We start from the raw sequence: 14,930 nt of genomic DNA, 5'->3' as shown, positions 1-14,930 counted from the left end.
GCCGTCAAAACCCACTGTTCGGGACGGAGGAAGTATGCCAAACACGCGGTCCCCGGCAGAAGCCAACCCCGGTCTCGCCGTACGCGAGCTAAGCTTTCACTTTGGTGCCAAAGCGGCGCTGGATTCTGTCTCGTTCGACGTGGTGCCTGGGACCTTTTGCGCCCTGCTCGGGCCGAATGGTGCCGGGAAGTCGACCTTGGTGTCTCTACTTACAAGGCTTCTTGTGGCGCCAGATGGTGAAATCAGTGTGGCGGGCTATGACCTTCGCCGAGCACCGCGTAAAGCGTTGGCAAAACTCGGCGTGATTTTTCAGCAGCCGACTTTGGATATGGGACTGACGGTGCGCCAGAACATGACCTATTTCGCCGCCCTGCACGGGTTGCCGCGATCAGCGGTTCCAACCCGGGTCGACGCAGCACTAGACCGGTTGAACATGCGGGAACGGGCCGGGGAACGCGTGAGCGACCTGAATGGAGGTCATCGACGCCGAATGGAACTGGCGCGCGCGCTGATGCACAACCCTTCGGTTTTGCTGTTGGATGAGCCAACCGTCGGACTTGATACTGCGGCGCGGCGGTCAATAACCGACCATGTACACGATCTGGCGGCACAGGGGCTTTGTGTTTTGTGGGCCACGCACCTCACAGATGAAGTGCGCGACGATGACCAATTGTTGGTGCTGCATCGCGGTCGGATTCTGGCCCGCGGACAGTCGGGCGACCTGCGCGGTGATCAAACGCTGTCCAATTGGTTCTTGTCCCAAACCGAGGTCCAAGCATGAGCGGGTTCTGGGGTGTCGCCCGGGCTATTATCGGGCGCGAGTTTCTGCGCTTCGTCCATCAACGCGAACGGTTTCTTGCAGCTCTGGTCCGGCCAATGGTGTGGCTAGTGATCTTCGCCGCCGGGTTTCGCGCGGCCCTCGGCCTATCGATCATCCCGCCCTATCAGACTTACATCACGTATGAGACCTACATCGTACCCGGCCTGTGTGCGATGGTCCTGCTGTTCAACGGGATGCAAAGTTCGCTCAGCCTTGTCTATGACCGCGAGATGGGTTCGATGCGCCTATTGCTGACCAGTTCGTTCCCGCGCTGGTGGCTGTTGTTCTGCCGCCTGCTGGGATCAACGGCAATCTCGATCCTACAAGTCTATACTTTTCTGGCTTTGGCGGCGCTGTTTGGAATTGTCCTCCCCCTGCCCGGCTATGTTGCAGTACTGCCGGGTTTGGTTCTGGGTGGTCTGATGCTGGGGGCGCTGGGTCTGGTGCTGTCCAGTTTCGTCAAACAACTGGAGAATTTCGCCGGTGTAATGAACTTTGTCATCTTCCCTATGTTCTTCCTGTCATCAGCACTCTACCCCCTGTGGAAAATGGCCGAAAGTTCGCCCTTGCTGCGCAATATTTGCGCCTTCAACCCTTTTACGCATGTGGTCGAGTTGATCAGGTTCTTGCTTTACCTGCAGATCAATTGGGCGGCCTTAGTCTGGGTTCTTGGGTCCACAGTTGTTTTTTGCACGATTGCCGTTTGGGGATATGATCCGGCCCGTGGTCTTATGAAGCGGAAGTCATGAAGAACCAGCTCAAAACCACGAAACGCAGCCTGCTTCTGAAAACCCGTTTAGGTCTCGGTGCGGTTGTGCTTGGATCTGGCACCTTGTTGACTGCTGCTATTCTCTATTTCGGGATGCAAACCGTCGCCAACCGTTTGGAGACCGCGCTGGCTTCAGAAACACGGATGGCGCGCTATGCCGCTTTGTCGGCACAGGCCGCCACATTTCTTGTGATCGTTACCGAGTCGATCCAGACCGATCAATCCGTCGAAACCCGACTGGAACGCCTATCCCCGATCCGGGACCAGATCGGGACAACCTTTTTGCAACTGCGCTCCGATGTGGAGGAGGCCGTAGCCGCCGTTCAGTCGCTCGGACTGGACGAGCAATCTCGGTATGGAACCCAATCCCTCGGCCTGGCTAGGATGGAGGCGCTGCTGGCCAATACGCTGGACGGGCTTGCTGATACAGATGCCGATCAAGCACGGCTGCGTGCCCATATCGACTCGTTTGCATCCGCTTTCGATCCCTTGCTCAGTCAGGCAGTCAATACCGAGGTTCTGTTTCGAAACGCGACATTGGCCGGAATCGAACGGACCCGCCTGACGCTGACCTGGGTCGCATTGGCACTTGCGCTATTTGCTTTGCTCAGCACGGCATGGTTTTACTTTGGTCTGGTAAGGCCACAGTTTTCTCGTCTGGACCGGCTGCACAATGCCGCAGTTCAGGTTGGCCAATCAGAGTTTGCTATTTCGCTGCCAAAAACCCGCAACGATGAGATCGGTCAATTGTATGGTGAGACCAACCGAATGGCGGCTGCGTTGAAGCAGCGTCAGGATGAGGTTGATGCGGAATGGGCCGGATTGAACGAAACGATTGATCAGCGGACGCGGGAACTCAGCGCGGCGAATGATACCTTGTCCAGGATTGATGAAAACCGTCGTCGCTTTTTTGCAGATATCAGCCACGAATTACGCACACCGTTGACAGTTATCATGATGGAGTCGCAGATTGGCCAACGGGACAGCCAGACCGCGCCAGAGGCTTTGGAAACTATCGAAACCAGTGCGGCAAAACTGAACCAGCGTATTGACGATTTGCTGCGTGTTGCGCGGTCTGAAACCGGGGAATTGGCTTTGGAACCGCGAGATGTTGCGTTGCGCGCGTTGATACAAACCGTTGTGGGTGACATCCAGCCCGAAATCGACAACGCTAATATGCAGCTCGAGGTCGAAAAATTCCCGGATTGTGCATTGCATTGCGATCCGAACTGGATGCGTCAAGTTTTGCTCAGCCTGTTGCGCAATGCGATCCGGCACGCGCGCGATGGAAAAGCATTGTCACTTTCCGGCCAATCAAAAGATGGGAGTGCTCAGATAAAGATAATCGACAACGGTCCGGGAATTCCTGAAGGCGCACAAGATCAGATATTTGAACGGTTTGTTCAAGGTGCTGCAGCGAACAGTCAGGGATTTGGCGTCGGGCTAGCTCTGGCCAGATGGGTCGTCGAGGCGCACGAAGGATCGATCTCGATCACCAGCCCGGTCGCGCGTGAACGTTCCTTAGGCGTAAATCCCGGTACAAATGTCTGCATTCGATTGCCGTTGGCAGAGGCTTAGTGTGGTCCCATGGCTTCGAGACTCTTGATCATTGATGACGACCCAAAAATTGCTTCGGCGCTTGTGCGGGGCCTCTCGCTGCACGGCTACTCTGCCGAAGCAGAAAATCGCGCCGTTCAAGGGCTGGAGCGGTTGAAGAGCGGTGAATACTCTGGTGCAATTGTCGATGTCATGCTGGGCGCAGACAGTGGTATCGAGCTGGTTCAATCTGCGCGCGCGGCCGGTGTCGCGATTCCTATCCTGATGTTGTCGGCCCTCTCTCACGTCGATCATCGCGCCGCCGGGCTTGAGGCCGGAGCTGATGACTATGTCGTGAAACCCTTCAGCTTTGACGAGCTTGTTGCCCGGCTGCAGGTACAGGAACACCGCGTAGCATCGCAACGCCCCGATCCAGCGCGGATTTCAACAAAAGACAGAACGCTCACTATCCGCGGAACATGCATCGCGCTAACAGAGCGCGAATTCGATCTGCTCATGCTGCTCAATAGCAAAGCGGGATCGCCCATCTCACGCGGTGAGCTCTTTGACACGCTCTGGTCGCAGGAGGGGTCCAGTAACGAAAACGTGGTCGACGTCTACATCGGGTATCTGCGAAAAAAGCTGGCGTCTGATGATTTTGGGTTTGAAATCATAACAATACGCAATCAAGGTTTTTGCCTACAAGGGCTTACTCCGTTGTTGGATGACACCTGAGTACCGACCAAAGTCTAAATCCTTCTTATGAATTAAGAGTCGCACGGGCGCACCGGACCTGCCACATTGATTGAAAGCACATCTTAGGAGGAGGACCCCGATATGGCTTGGAGCAAACCTGTTATCCGCGAAATCGAGTGCGGCATGGAAATCAACATGTACGGCCCAGATCATGATGATGAGCGTGGCGGCGGCCTGATCTGATCAGCCGTAAGCGCCAACACTAGATGACGTTGCGCGCGATAATTCTTGGGGCCGCTGCTGGCGGCGGCCTTCCGCAATGGAACTGCGGATGTGAAAACTGCAATCTTGCGCGACGCGGAGAAATTCCTGCGCAAACGCAGTCATCTCTGGCCGTGTCCCCCGATGGCCGAAACTGGGCTATCCTGAACGCTTCTCCAGATATTCGCATACAGCTGGGCAACACGCCCGTCCTGTTTCCAACAGGATTGCGAGAGATGCCGGTTCAATCGGTGTTGGTGACAAACGGGGATATCGACCATGTGGCGGGTTTGCTTACGCTGCGCGAGATGCAACCTTTCTCGCTGTTTGCGACCAACGGCATTCATGACGTGATTGCAGAAAACCCGATTTTCGATGCCTTGAATGCCTCGGTCGTGAAACGCAGGCCGGTCTTGCTGAATGAGTCCTTTGAACTGGTTACAAACCTTACTGCGACCCTTTTTCCAGTACCCGGAAAAGTGCCTCTGTATCTGGAAGGTGAACAGGTCCAAACGGATCTGGTCGGCGAACAGACCGTCGGGGTGGCGCTGCGCACGCAAGGAAAGACAGCCTATTACATCCCAGGATGCGCTGCTTTGACGCCGGAATTGCGCGCGCAGCTTGAGGGAGCCGACCTTCTGTTTTTTGATGGCACGCTTTGGCAGAATGATGAGATGGTGCGCGCCGGGCTGGGTCAGAAAACGGGCAAGCGTATGGGGCATATGTCTATGGATGGCCCCGACGGCTCGATCGCGGGATTTGCTAATATGCAGATCGGACGCAAAGTGTTCGTCCATATGAACAACACCAACCCAGTTCTGCGTCCGGGCAGTACCGAAAACGCCCAGGCGCAGGCCAAAGGCTGGACGATCGGTCAAGATGGAATGGAGATCACGCTATGACTCAAAGCCGCGACGGTTTTGAAGCCCGGCTGCGCCAGATCGGAGCCGAGCGCTATCACGACCTGCATCCGTTCCATCATCGCCTGCATGGCGGTCAGTGTACCCCCAATGAAGTCCGCGCCTGGGTGATCAACCGGTATTATTATCAGCATTCCATCCCGATGAAGGACGCGGCCTTCATGTCGCGCGTTGAAGATCCGTCCCTACGCCGCGCCTGGCGGTCACGGATCGAAGATCATGACGGCACGGATGAGAACGAAGGGGGCATCCGGCGTTGGTTGCGGCTGGCCGAAGCGGTCGGGCTTGATCCGGACTACGTTGCCTCGTGCGAGGGCGTCTTGCCTGCCACCAAATTCGCGGTGGATGCCTATGTGCGATTTGTCCGTGAAAAGACATTGCTTGAGGCGGTTGCTGCTTCGCTCACTGAACTTTTCGCGCCAAAAATTCACGCCAACAGGATCGAAGGTTTGCTTCAGCACTACGATTTTGCAGATGACAGATCCTTGTCCTATTTCCGCAATCGCCTGAAAGAAGCCCCGAAAGACGTGGCTTTTGGTCTGGCGTGGGTATTGGATCATTCGGATACTGCTGAAAAGCAGGATGCGGCAGCCAAGGCCCTAATTTTCAAGACAGATGTTCTGTGGTCACAACTGGATGCCCTGTGGGGTGCCTATGTCGAGCCCGCCCGCACTCCACCGGGTGCCTGGAAACCGGACACAGGTCTTCTGATGCGGCGGGCATCGTGATGCTGGCGCAGGAGGTCCCATTGCTCCCGCGTGGTGTGCGCATCCATTTCGATTCCGTACGGGATAAATGGGTTTTATTGGCACCAGAAAGGGCCGTGACGTTGGATCAGGTTGGACATGCGATTTTGACTGAAGTCGACGGCCAGCGCAGTTTTGGCCAAATTACAGCGATTTTGTCGAAAAAATTTAACGCCCCGAAAGATCAGATCGCCGAAGACAGTTCTGGTTTTCTGGATGCCCTGCGGGCGCGGCGTTTCCTGGATGTGATGTGATGCAGGCCAATCCCCCACCACCCATCGCCATGCTGGCCGAATTGACCCATCGTTGCCCGCTATCCTGTCCCTATTGCTCCAATCCGGTCGAAATGGCGAAGCTCGACAGCGAGTTGGATACTGAGACCTGGACAAGTGTTTTCCAAGAGGCTGCTGCACTTGGCGTGTTGCAATTGCACCTGTCAGGTGGTGAACCCGCATCGCGCCGCGATCTGGTCGCTTTGGTCAAATCCGCGCGCGAGGCTGGGTTATATACTAACCTGATCACATCGGCGATCGGCCTGTCTGAACGTCGTCTGAATGAATTAGACGAGGCTGGTCTGGACCATATCCAACTGTCCCTTCAAGGCACCGACGCGGTGATTGCGGATAAGGTTGGCGGTTATCGGGGCGGTTTTGACCGAAAGATGAAGACGGTCGAATGGATCAAACAGATCGGGTTCCCACTCACCTTGAACTTTGTCCTGCACCGTCACAACGCGCACCAACTGCCGCGCGCGTTGCAACTGGCACAGGAGATGGGCGCTCGGCGGATTGAGGTTGCAACGGTGCAATTCCACGGCTGGGCTTTGAAGAACCGGGACGCTTTGATGCCCACACGGGAACAGGCGCAGCAGGTGACGAAGCTGGTAACCGAGGCGCGAAGAGACCTGAAAGGACAATTGGTCATCGACTATGTCCCGGCGGACTATCATGATGACTATCCCAAGCGATGTATGGGCGGTTGGGGCACCACCGGGCTGAACGTGGCACCGGATGGTCAGGTTCTGCCCTGCCATGCGGCACAATCCATACCGCATCTTACATTTGATAAGGTACAGGACAAACCGCTTGCAGATATCTGGTACAATAGCTCCGCGTTCAATGCTTATCGCGGGACGGACTGGATGGCAGATCCCTGCAAATCCTGCGAGCGAAAAACCATAGATTTCGGTGGCTGCCGCTGTCAGGCTATGGCCATTGTCGGAGACGCAAGCGCCACTGACCCGGTCTGCATCAAATCGCCCCATCATCGGGCCTTGCAGGATCAGGCGAACGAACATGCCGCCAAAGCGGACGCGCCTTTCGTCTATCGCCTTTCACCCGGAGCAGCAACCGAGCCTGCAGAGTAAACCCTAACCCAAAACGGCCCCGTCCGGCCCGGATATCAGGTTGAGTATCAGGTTGGAAAGACGTTGTGCTTCGGATTGGGAGTGGGTCACGAACAGGGTGGCAGGGCCATGCTGTGCGATCAGATCCTCGGTCAAGGTCAGCATCGTTTCGGCTGTTTCGGCGTCCAGAGACACAAAGGGCTCGTCCATAATCAAAAACTCGGGCTGCCCGGCAAAGGCACGCGCCAGCGACAAGCGACGCTGCTGACCCAGGGACAACTGACCGGGAAACAGATTCCCCTTTCCGTCCAAACCGACGTCTGTCAGAGCGGCCTCAACATCAGCGCGAGACAAGCTCGGGTGGACCAGGATCAGATTATCAAAAGCCGAACGCCAGGGCAGCAAGGTGGGTTCTTGAAACACAATCGCCAGCCGATCCGGCCGTACGATTTGGCCGTCAAAGTCAGGATCAATACCGGCCACCAACCGGAGCAGAGTGGTCTTGCCGATACCCGATGGTCCTGTCAGCGCGATCGTTTCCCCCGCAGCGATATCAAAAGAGACGGGTCCCAAGACGACATCGTTGCCAAAGCGTTTCTGTCGGATGTCAATGCGGATCATGCTACTCTCCACCGCCGTGCCTTACGCTCCCATGGTTGCAAAACCAGCCATTCGACGATCAGCATGACCGCAATGAAGGAAAACGCATAGACAAGCACCATCGCCACATCAAATAGCTGAAAATACAAGTGGATTTGAAATCCAACGCCAGATGAACGTCCCAGAAATTCGACCACAAGCACGATCTTCCAGATCAGGGAAAGCCCCGACCTTGCAGCAGCGGCGATAAAAGGGGCCAGCTGCGGCAGGATCACATGTCGCAGTCGCGTTTGCCTCGGCAGCCGGTAGACTTGGGCCATCGCGTCCAAATCCGGGCTCAGCGCTCTGCCGCCTTCGCGCAGGATCGTCGCGACATTGGGAATTTTGTTCAATGTCACGGCTGTGATTGCCGCTGCCTCGGTCAATCCGATCCAGAGATAGCACAGCACGATCAATACCAACGCGGGCAGGTTCAGGAAAATGACCAACCACGGGTCGAGCCAGCGGTTCAGCGTATCCGAACGCCCCATGGACAGCCCAATGATCGTTCCCATGGTCATCGCCAATGCGAAAGCCCAGATCACGCGCACCAAAGTCACACCAAGGCTGCGCTGCAATTCGCCCGATACCAGTTCCTGTTTAAAACGTGGGATCAGGTCCCAAGGCTGTGGCAGAATCTGAGGGTCTGCCGTAAGAATGGCCGCAACTATCCACAACGCCACAAGGCCCGCGATGGACAAAAGCGGCGTGAGGCGCGTGTCTTGCATCGCTTCTTATTCCACGTCTGCAAACAGACTTTGTGGCACTGTTGTTGCTTCGCCCACCAGCTCGGCCCCACCCAACTCGGCCATCAGTTCCAGCATCTTGTTGGCGGCTTCCGCGTCGACTGGGCTGCGATCAGGAATCCCGGCGATCCAATCGGATTTGAGCTGTTCAAATTGCGCATCGGACTTGGCGTTCATAAGAGGGCGGATCGCCTCCCACGCCTCAGGAGAATTGGCCAACAGATCCTTGGCTTCTCGGCTGGCGGCGAACAGGTTTTGCGCAATATCTGGATTTTCAGTCAGAAAACTCTCTTTCATGTAATAGCCCAGCAGCGGCGTATTTGTATCAAGGCCAAGCGCCTGCCCGGCGTCTTCCACCGAGATCAACTCTTTCATACCTGACGCTTTCATCTTGGCCAGGAAGTGCCAGAAATTGATTGCCCCCGCATAATCTCCCCCGAGAGCGGACTTAAAGATCAGTGGCGGAGCACCGAACACCTGCTCGGTGTCGGTTTTCAGATCCATCCCATATTCCTGCGCTGCATATGCACGCAGGATCAGCCAGGATTTGTCCAGCGGTCCACCGGCAATGCCGATCTTGCCACCTGCCAAATCCTTCAAACTGGTCGCCGGGCTGTCAGCAGGTACAACAACCCCACCGACAGCTTTGGAATAAGGGATGAATACATAATCCTTGCCAGCAGCCCTTTGGCGGGCAACCCAGATCCAGTCAGCGACGGCCAGATCCGCTTCGTCACCTTCAACAGCGATGCGGGTCGCGCCATTGTCGGCAAAGGGTTGAACATCAAGAATGAAGCCATGTTTCTTGTCCAGACCGTTCTGGCGAATGGTCTCCAGCTCCCAATTCACCGTCCCGATCTTGAGCACCGCTGCGCGAATGGTCGGCAAAGTATCTGCGGCCAGAGCGCCCGCCGTGAAGGTCAGCGCAAGACATGCTGCAATCAAATTCATCATGGCTTCAACCCGCTATTCCGCCTTGCGGCTCACTTCATTCAGGTCCTTGTCCAACTTAATGTCGAACTGGTTGCCACCCTTACAGATGACGTCGTCCAGATCGTAACCGTCAACTTCAACCTCGATATCATCCGGGTCCATTTGACACGCAATGGATGCAAGATAGGCTTCGATCTTTTCGACCGTTGCCGCATCAATTTCGTCGGCGAAAGCCGGTGCCGCTATAAGTCCAGCGATCAACAAAATCCCAAGCTTTTTCATAATGCTATCCTTTCTCTATTGAATGCTGACCGTGATGCGTTGCGATTCTCCGGTGGAACCGGGGATGCGGATTTCATGGCTGCCAGGTTTGATTGCGATAAACGACAGTTCCGCCACACCGGCCTTGTCAAACTCGATACTATCCACCGCCATTGGGCGGATTTCGATCTTGTTGATCACGATCTCATTCATCCAGATCGCACGAAAGAACGAAGGCCCCTCGATCGCCAATTCCGCCGAGCCATCGGCAGTGATCTCAAGTTTGTAATACGCGCCGGATTGCAGAACTACGTCCTCGCCCAGTGGCTGCCCCGAGGCGAGCGTCAGCTTGATGGTGTCACCGCGATTGCATTTCGCCAGAAGTCCGGCAAATCCCAGATCGTCACAGAGCGGTGCCGCCGAGACCGGCCCACCGAACGCCGCGACCATCGCTGCGATCATAAGTTTCTTCATTCCCGTCCCTCCTAGAACTTCAGTCAATGGTCACCACGCCCCAAGGCTGTTGACCGACCTGTACCGATTTGATCGCCTTTTCCGCCGCTACATCGATAATTGTAATGTCGTTTGAATTGCCATTTGTGGTCAGCAGGTATTTCTCATCCGGCGTGAAATCGAGCTGCCAGACCCGCTGCCCCACAAGGATGTAGTCCAGAACCTCAAGGCTTTGCGCGTCGACGACGGCAACCCGGTTTGCAGGTCCCAGAGCAACAAACAGACGCTTGCCGTCCGAAGTTACCTTGGCCCCGACGGGCTGCAGCCATTCCGGTTGCACGCCGGGCACCTCAAAGCCGATCTTGCCAACCACCGTGGGCGCTCCGTCCTCTGCAATATCCATGACCGAGACGGTTCCGCCAATTTCCGACGTTACAAACAGCCGTTTGCCATCGGCGGTGTACTGGGCATAACGTGGACGCTGGTCGACCAAAATGTTATGCTTGATGGTGTAATCCTCGGTGGAGATGAAATGCGCCATGTTGGTGGTTTCAGAGGTGTTGACCACAAATTTTGCGTCCGGGCTCATCCCCATGCCTTCGGGTTCGACGCCAACTGGCACCTCAGCCAGAATGGTGCGAGTTTCGGTGTCTGTGACCGTCACCAGATTGTCGTCCTCATTGGCGATGTAGAGCCGCTTGCCAGAGGGTTCGAGGATGAAAAGCTCGGGGTCCGGACCAGAGGGCAGACTGGGCAGTTCCTCGTAGGTCTCGGTATCAAACACCCGGATGATATTGTCGTCCGAGGCACAGACATAGAGCGTCTTGCCGTCCGGGCTGACGGTAATGCCACGCGGGCGGTTGCCGCCGGGAAATTCGGTGATCACCTCCCAGGTTGCGGTATCCACCACGGTAATGGTGTTACCCCGCTCGTTTGAGACAAAAGCCTTGCCCGCCAGTGCAGGACCCGAGGTCAGCGCAGCGCAGGCGACGGTCAGCAATAGTCGTTTCATCAAAACCTCCGGTTATTCAAATGCCTGACAGCTGGATTCCGTCCGATCCAAACCCAGCGTATCGAGCGGTGAGACCTGGTGCAGAAACCCCTCTTGCGGGCTGACGCTGACGGTGATCGATCCGTCATACAGAAGGATCGGTTGGCGCAACTGCCCATTCCAGTCGCGGAACGTTACCTTTTGCCCTTTGAAGGCAGCCAGTTCGAATTCCTCCGACAAGGCATAGTCACGCACTCCATCGGGGTCAGCTGTGCTGGCACGGGTCACGGCCTCGCCAATCACACGCAGCGCAAGCCAGGTGTTGTAGTCCTCTGGCTGAACATATCGGCCGGTCAGTTCCTCAAAACGGGTCTGGAACTGGGTTGCCCCCCATGCCTCATGGGCACCGTGAAACGTCGTCGGGCGCAACCCGCCTGATCCCATCACCGGGCGCGGGGTCCAAAGGTGGTAAGACAGGTAACGCCCGAAGTAATCGGTTTCGTCAGCAGCAATCACCACGTCATGATCTCGCACGTCCTGCGTATCCAGTGGCAATTGACGCTGAACCAGAACATGACCGGAATCCGTCCGCCGAGAGCCTCCGGTATCCGCAAAGATTCGATCCTCGGCAATCTTTGCGCCAAACTTGGTAGCCGCGCGGCGATAGGCATCTGCCAGTTTCACATCTTCGGGGTTTGAACCGGCCAGCAGGAACCAATCCCCCCATTTTTTCCAGACCGCAAACTGCGCCACTGCATCGGCTGTCATGGCACGGGACGGCGCAATATGCAGCAGGTTGCCGCGACAGTTCACGTCCCGCAAATCGATATCCGGTGCCGATACATTGAACACCAGCACCCCGGCCTCAGCCGCCTTATCCGTCAGGCGCAAAATGTCGGGGGCTTCGGCCATCAGAACGATTAGGCGTACTCCGTCGGCGATGATCTGATCCATCGCGGCGTCGGCCTCTTCCGGCGAAACTGCAACAGTTGCAGTTTCATAGGTATGCCCCAGAAATCCGCCGGTGGTGCCGTTATCCTCGTCCCCAAGCGCGGCACCGGCAAAGCCCAGATCGTCCGGCTTCAGATCATAGCGTGAGATCGGCAGAAGCGACGGATAGTCGATCCGCAGCACCGCAGCTTTCACATCGATCGCCGCAGCTGTCACTGCGGACACACACCAGAAAAGCGCCGCAAACAGCGGCAGCACGCGCATAGTCAAGATGCCCTCCCGTTCACCGAAAGATCAGGCTGGCTCATCAAGGTCGAAACGCCCCAAGAACGGAACCGATACTTTTGGCCGTGTTGTATAACAAAGCCTATCAGCTTCATGATTAAGCTCGATTCTTATTTTATAAGAATGCGCGTATGCGGTTGATCTTGCTATGGTTTCCCGCGGCCAACTGCGTTTTTGCAGGGGGGTCGTATAGGGTGGCCGTTTCAGTGTGTTTGATTGTTGGAATTAACAGGGAACGCACGATCGGGAGACGGGCCAACGACCGCCAAGCGCATTCAGGGAGGATACAGAATGAATCGACGAGTGCTTCTTGTGACGACCGCTGCGCTATTGGTTCCGGGCATGGGCTGGGCGCACGGACCAACCCGGCAAAAGGTCACGTTGACCGCCGAAGTCGCAGCTTCACCCGAAGAGGTTTGGACCGTCGTCGGGAACTTCGATGACATGTCTTGGCATCCCGCGGTGTTCTCGACCGAGGGCAAAGGCGGCAATGAGATTGACGCGACGCGGTTGCTGACGTTGGGTCAAGAAGATGGGCCGGCGATTGACGAAGTCCTCTACAAATTCAGCGACGATAAGATGAGCTATTCCTACCGGATCACCGATGTCGCGGTTGAGGTACTGCCAGTAACCAATTACTCGTCGCATCTGACAGTCAAACCGCGTGACGGGGGCGGTTCGATCATCGAATGGCGCGGGGCCTTTTATCGTGGCTATCCAAACAATGACCCGCCAGCCGAATTGAATGATGAGGCCGCCATCGCCGCCGTGACCGGAGTGTATCAGGCCGGACTGGATGCGCTGGTCGAGCGTTTTGGTGCGGCAAGCTAGCCGATTGTTCACGTTGCTTGCGGCGATCTCTGCTAGCATGGCGCTGGCAGAGACGGCATTCATAACTTGTCAAAACGGCGAGGAACTCAGCCGGATTGATCTCTCCGAAATGCAGGAAACCGCCCGTTGGCCCCTGCCCGGCAAGCCTGCGGGCGTGGCCGTTGGGTTGGACGGAACGCTGTTCACCGTGTCCCCGGACAGCAAAACGGTGCGGCGTTTGTCCACTGAGACGGGTGAGACGATAGCGCAGATTGCGCTCAATGGCGGACCCATCGGAATCGCATTGGACTCAGAACGCGGACGGGTATTCGTGTCGGATTGGTACAACGCCCGTCTTTGGGTGCTGGACAGCGAAAACTTGGAGGTTCTGACGGAACTGCCAACAGGCGCCGCCCCGGCCGGGATCGCGATTTCAGCCGATGGTCGTTTTCTAGCGTCGGCTGACAAGGACGCAGATCAGGTGTCGGTTTTTGATGCTGAAACTCTGCAACCACTTCATCGAATAACCATCGGCACCCGCCCCTTCGGATTGCGCTTTGCCCCTGATGCGAGGCTGTTTATCGGCAATGTCGGCAACAATGATGTCAGCGTTATCGATGTTGAAACCGGCGCAGTCACCGCCACGGTCACTGTTGGCGAACGTCCCTATGGGATCGCCTTTGCCCATGGTCGAGCATTCGTCACGAACCAATATTCCAATACGCTCAGCGTGATCTCTCTTAAGACGTTGGAGCATGAAGCACTGATTGAGGTCGGAGAGTACCCGGAAGGCATCGATGCAACCGCCAGCGAGAATCTGGTGGTGGTCGCAAACTGGTTCGACAACACTGTCAGCATCGTGGACCCAAAGGCGCTCTCCGTGATAGAAACGATAGAAACCTGCGACGGGCCGCGTGCCTTTGGCAGATTTCTGCAAGGAGGAAGACAATGAAGGCTTCTCACCTGATTGCATCTGTATTTTTTGTGCTGGCCGCGCCGACCTGGGCATCAAATGAGGCCTGGGAAAATGTCAAAGCGCTGCTTTACGGCGACCGGCCAATGGAAAATGGCGATGCGTTGATCGCAATTGATGCGCCTTATCGCACACCCGATGACGCGCGAGCCGAACTGGCCGCTCAGGTCATCGCCCCCCGAGGGACAGATGTAGCCAAAGTGACCCTGGTGCTGGACGAAAATCCAATGCCGGTTTCTGCAGTGTTCGAGTTGGAAGAACCGCTGCCGAGCTTCTACTTCGACGTGACCATGCGCGTAAACGGCCCGACGCCGATGCATGTCATCGCTGAAACTACGGATGGACGCCTTTGGGTGTCGGAAACCTTTGTCAAAACATCCGGCGTTGGGGCCTGCGCCGCACCTCCCGGGACGGATCCGAAACTGGCGTTGGAAAATCTGGGAACGATGGAGGCCGAATTGGTCGGTCGTGTACCCGCGCTGGATACGTTGACACGCCTGTCCAATTTGGGTGCAGATCGCGCAAACAAGATGGACCTGAACATTGATCACCCATCGCATTCGGGAATGCAGATGGACCAGATTTCCCTGTTGTTCATCCCGATGCGATATGTCGAAAGCGTGGATATTGATCTTGATGGCGTGGGCTATGTCCAGATGACCGGATCAATTTCTCTGTCTGAAAACCCACGTGTCGGTATTTCCGTCCCAAGCCGGGCGCAAGCGGTCGACGTGACGATGACAGACACGGACGGAACGGTCAGTCATTTGCACAAGAGGCTGGCGGGCTTCTAGG

At 56.3% G+C, this 14,930-nt stretch carries 19 protein-coding genes; 12 read left to right on the top strand and 7 right to left on the bottom strand.

Going from position 1 to position 14,930, the window contains the following annotated elements; genetic code table 11:
* Positions 1 to 34: 34 nt before the first annotated feature.
* The 9 genes from AC2FJF_RS00485 (at position 35) to pqqE (ending at position 7,114) form a co-directional block, all read left to right on the top strand.
* A complete protein-coding gene (locus AC2FJF_RS00485; RefSeq protein ID WP_496721996.1) occupies positions 35 to 781 on the top strand; it encodes an ABC transporter ATP-binding protein in 747 nt (248 codons plus the stop codon).
* The gene (locus AC2FJF_RS00480) at positions 778 to 1,569 is read left to right on the top strand and encodes an ABC transporter permease (protein ID WP_496721994.1); all 792 of its coding nucleotides are present in this window, start codon (positions 778 to 780) and stop codon (positions 1,567 to 1,569) included. The genes AC2FJF_RS00485 and AC2FJF_RS00480 overlap by 4 nt, the downstream gene beginning before the upstream one ends.
* Positions 1,566 to 3,167: a sensor histidine kinase gene (locus AC2FJF_RS00475; RefSeq protein ID WP_496721992.1), complete on the top strand. Its 1,602-nt coding sequence runs from the start codon at positions 1,566 to 1,568 to the stop codon at positions 3,165 to 3,167. The genes AC2FJF_RS00480 and AC2FJF_RS00475 overlap by 4 nt, the downstream gene beginning before the upstream one ends.
* A 9-nt stretch (positions 3,168 to 3,176) precedes the next feature.
* Positions 3,177 to 3,860 (top strand): response regulator transcription factor, encoded by a 684-nt coding sequence (locus AC2FJF_RS00470; RefSeq protein ID WP_496721990.1) that lies wholly within the window; start codon positions 3,177 to 3,179, stop codon positions 3,858 to 3,860.
* A 102-nt stretch (positions 3,861 to 3,962) separates the two neighbouring features.
* Positions 3,963 to 4,064 carry a pyrroloquinoline quinone precursor peptide PqqA gene (gene pqqA, locus AC2FJF_RS00465; protein WP_085823998.1) on the top strand — a complete coding sequence of 34 codons (102 nt, stop codon included), beginning with the start codon at positions 3,963 to 3,965 and terminating at the stop codon, positions 4,062 to 4,064.
* A gap of 23 nt (positions 4,065 to 4,087) precedes the next feature.
* The gene (gene pqqB, locus AC2FJF_RS00460; protein WP_496721987.1) at positions 4,088 to 4,984 is read left to right on the top strand and encodes a pyrroloquinoline quinone biosynthesis protein PqqB; all 897 of its coding nucleotides are present in this window, start codon (positions 4,088 to 4,090) and stop codon (positions 4,982 to 4,984) included.
* Positions 4,981 to 5,730, top strand: coding sequence for a pyrroloquinoline-quinone synthase PqqC (gene pqqC / locus AC2FJF_RS00455; RefSeq protein ID WP_496721985.1), 750 nt, complete (start codon positions 4,981 to 4,983; stop codon positions 5,728 to 5,730). Before pqqB ends, pqqC begins: the two co-directional genes overlap by 4 nt.
* Positions 5,730 to 6,002, top strand: coding sequence for a pyrroloquinoline quinone biosynthesis peptide chaperone PqqD (gene pqqD / locus AC2FJF_RS00450; protein ID WP_496721983.1), 273 nt, complete (start codon positions 5,730 to 5,732; stop codon positions 6,000 to 6,002). The genes pqqC and pqqD overlap by 1 nt, the downstream gene beginning before the upstream one ends.
* The gene (pqqE, locus tag AC2FJF_RS00445; RefSeq protein WP_496721981.1) at positions 6,002 to 7,114 is read left to right on the top strand and encodes a pyrroloquinoline quinone biosynthesis protein PqqE; all 1,113 of its coding nucleotides are present in this window, start codon (positions 6,002 to 6,004) and stop codon (positions 7,112 to 7,114) included. The genes pqqD and pqqE overlap by 1 nt, the downstream gene beginning before the upstream one ends.
* Before the next feature lie 3 nt (positions 7,115 to 7,117).
* Here pqqE and AC2FJF_RS00440 read toward each other — a convergent pair whose 3' ends face one another.
* Genes AC2FJF_RS00440 through AC2FJF_RS00410 form a run of 7 tightly spaced genes read right to left on the bottom strand, consistent with a single transcriptional unit; the run spans position 7,118 to position 12,331 of the window.
* Positions 7,118 to 7,714 carry an ABC transporter ATP-binding protein gene (locus AC2FJF_RS00440; RefSeq protein WP_496721979.1) on the bottom strand — a complete coding sequence of 199 codons (597 nt, stop codon included), beginning with the start codon at positions 7,712 to 7,714 and terminating at the stop codon, positions 7,118 to 7,120.
* Entirely contained in the window at positions 7,711 to 8,460 is a 750-nt protein-coding gene (locus tag AC2FJF_RS00435; RefSeq protein ID WP_496721976.1) for an ABC transporter permease, read from the bottom strand. The genes AC2FJF_RS00440 and AC2FJF_RS00435 overlap by 4 nt, the downstream gene beginning before the upstream one ends.
* A gap of 6 nt (positions 8,461 to 8,466) precedes the next feature.
* Positions 8,467 to 9,429, bottom strand: coding sequence for an ABC transporter substrate-binding protein (locus AC2FJF_RS00430; RefSeq protein ID WP_496721974.1), 963 nt, complete (start codon positions 9,427 to 9,429; stop codon positions 8,467 to 8,469).
* A gap of 15 nt (positions 9,430 to 9,444) precedes the next feature.
* Positions 9,445 to 9,693, bottom strand: coding sequence for a PepSY domain-containing protein (locus AC2FJF_RS00425; RefSeq protein WP_496721972.1), 249 nt, complete (start codon positions 9,691 to 9,693; stop codon positions 9,445 to 9,447).
* A 15-nt stretch (positions 9,694 to 9,708) separates the two neighbouring features.
* Complete coding sequence (locus AC2FJF_RS00420) at positions 9,709 to 10,146, bottom strand: cupredoxin domain-containing protein (protein ID WP_496721970.1); 438 nt, start codon at positions 10,144 to 10,146, stop codon at positions 9,709 to 9,711.
* Positions 10,147 to 10,165: 19 nt separating this feature from the next.
* The gene (locus AC2FJF_RS00415) at positions 10,166 to 11,137 is read right to left on the bottom strand and encodes a YVTN family beta-propeller repeat protein (RefSeq protein WP_496721968.1); all 972 of its coding nucleotides are present in this window, start codon (positions 11,135 to 11,137) and stop codon (positions 10,166 to 10,168) included.
* Positions 11,138 to 11,149: 12 nt separating this feature from the next.
* Positions 11,150 to 12,331, bottom strand: coding sequence for an ABC transporter substrate-binding protein (locus AC2FJF_RS00410; protein WP_496722953.1), 1,182 nt, complete (start codon positions 12,329 to 12,331; stop codon positions 11,150 to 11,152).
* Positions 12,332 to 12,643: 312 nt separating this feature from the next.
* On the opposite strand from AC2FJF_RS00410, the gene AC2FJF_RS00405 reads away from it, so the two are divergent.
* The 3 genes from AC2FJF_RS00405 to AC2FJF_RS00395 are packed head-to-tail and all read left to right on the top strand — an operon-like array spanning position 12,644 to position 14,929.
* Positions 12,644 to 13,183, top strand: coding sequence for an SRPBCC family protein (locus tag AC2FJF_RS00405; protein WP_496721966.1), 540 nt, complete (start codon positions 12,644 to 12,646; stop codon positions 13,181 to 13,183).
* A gap of 37 nt (positions 13,184 to 13,220) precedes the next feature.
* Positions 13,221 to 14,114 carry a YncE family protein gene (locus AC2FJF_RS00400; RefSeq protein WP_496721964.1) on the top strand — a complete coding sequence of 298 codons (894 nt, stop codon included), beginning with the start codon at positions 13,221 to 13,223 and terminating at the stop codon, positions 14,112 to 14,114.
* The gene (locus AC2FJF_RS00395; RefSeq protein ID WP_496721962.1) at positions 14,111 to 14,929 is read left to right on the top strand and encodes a quinoprotein dehydrogenase-associated SoxYZ-like carrier; all 819 of its coding nucleotides are present in this window, start codon (positions 14,111 to 14,113) and stop codon (positions 14,927 to 14,929) included. The genes AC2FJF_RS00400 and AC2FJF_RS00395 overlap by 4 nt, the downstream gene beginning before the upstream one ends.
* Position 14,930 lies beyond the last annotated feature (1 nt).

This window comes from Ruegeria sp. CDSB013, assembly GCF_059611165.1.
This window is presented reverse-complemented; position numbering and strand designations above follow the sequence as displayed.

What these genes read in the sequence shown, in the direction of transcription:
- pqqD (WP_496721983.1), top strand. Translation starts at nt 5,730, where the DNA reads ATGCTGGCGCAGGAGGTCCCATTGCTCCCGCGTGGTGTGCGCATCCAT.
- AC2FJF_RS00480 (WP_496721994.1), top strand. Translation starts at nt 778, where the DNA reads ATGAGCGGGTTCTGGGGTGTCGCCCGGGCTATTATCGGGCGCGAGTTT.
- AC2FJF_RS00475 (WP_496721992.1), top strand. Translation starts at nt 1,566, where the DNA reads ATGAAGAACCAGCTCAAAACCACGAAACGCAGCCTGCTTCTGAAAACC.
- AC2FJF_RS00435 (WP_496721976.1), bottom strand. Translation starts at nt 8,460, where the DNA reads ATGCAAGACACGCGCCTCACGCCGCTTTTGTCCATCGCGGGCCTTGTG.
- AC2FJF_RS00440 (WP_496721979.1), bottom strand. Translation starts at nt 7,714, where the DNA reads ATGATCCGCATTGACATCCGACAGAAACGCTTTGGCAACGATGTCGTC.
- pqqC (WP_496721985.1), top strand. Translation starts at nt 4,981, where the DNA reads ATGACTCAAAGCCGCGACGGTTTTGAAGCCCGGCTGCGCCAGATCGGA.
- AC2FJF_RS00430 (WP_496721974.1), bottom strand. Translation starts at nt 9,429, where the DNA reads ATGAATTTGATTGCAGCATGTCTTGCGCTGACCTTCACGGCGGGCGCT.
- AC2FJF_RS00425 (WP_496721972.1), bottom strand. Translation starts at nt 9,693, where the DNA reads ATGAAAAAGCTTGGGATTTTGTTGATCGCTGGACTTATAGCGGCACCG.
- AC2FJF_RS00405 (WP_496721966.1), top strand. Translation starts at nt 12,644, where the DNA reads ATGAATCGACGAGTGCTTCTTGTGACGACCGCTGCGCTATTGGTTCCG.
- AC2FJF_RS00400 (WP_496721964.1), top strand. Translation starts at nt 13,221, where the DNA reads ATGGCGCTGGCAGAGACGGCATTCATAACTTGTCAAAACGGCGAGGAA.
- pqqB (WP_496721987.1), top strand. Translation starts at nt 4,088, where the DNA reads ATGACGTTGCGCGCGATAATTCTTGGGGCCGCTGCTGGCGGCGGCCTT.
- AC2FJF_RS00410 (WP_496722953.1), bottom strand. Translation starts at nt 12,331, where the DNA reads ATGCGCGTGCTGCCGCTGTTTGCGGCGCTTTTCTGGTGTGTGTCCGCA.
- AC2FJF_RS00420 (WP_496721970.1), bottom strand. Translation starts at nt 10,146, where the DNA reads ATGAAGAAACTTATGATCGCAGCGATGGTCGCGGCGTTCGGTGGGCCG.
- pqqE (WP_496721981.1), top strand. Translation starts at nt 6,002, where the DNA reads ATGCAGGCCAATCCCCCACCACCCATCGCCATGCTGGCCGAATTGACC.
- AC2FJF_RS00470 (WP_496721990.1), top strand. Translation starts at nt 3,177, where the DNA reads ATGGCTTCGAGACTCTTGATCATTGATGACGACCCAAAAATTGCTTCG.
- AC2FJF_RS00395 (WP_496721962.1), top strand. Translation starts at nt 14,111, where the DNA reads ATGAAGGCTTCTCACCTGATTGCATCTGTATTTTTTGTGCTGGCCGCG.
- pqqA (WP_085823998.1), top strand. Translation starts at nt 3,963, where the DNA reads ATGGCTTGGAGCAAACCTGTTATCCGCGAAATCGAGTGCGGCATGGAA.
- AC2FJF_RS00485 (WP_496721996.1), top strand. Translation starts at nt 35, where the DNA reads ATGCCAAACACGCGGTCCCCGGCAGAAGCCAACCCCGGTCTCGCCGTA.
- AC2FJF_RS00415 (WP_496721968.1), bottom strand. Translation starts at nt 11,137, where the DNA reads ATGAAACGACTATTGCTGACCGTCGCCTGCGCTGCGCTGACCTCGGGT.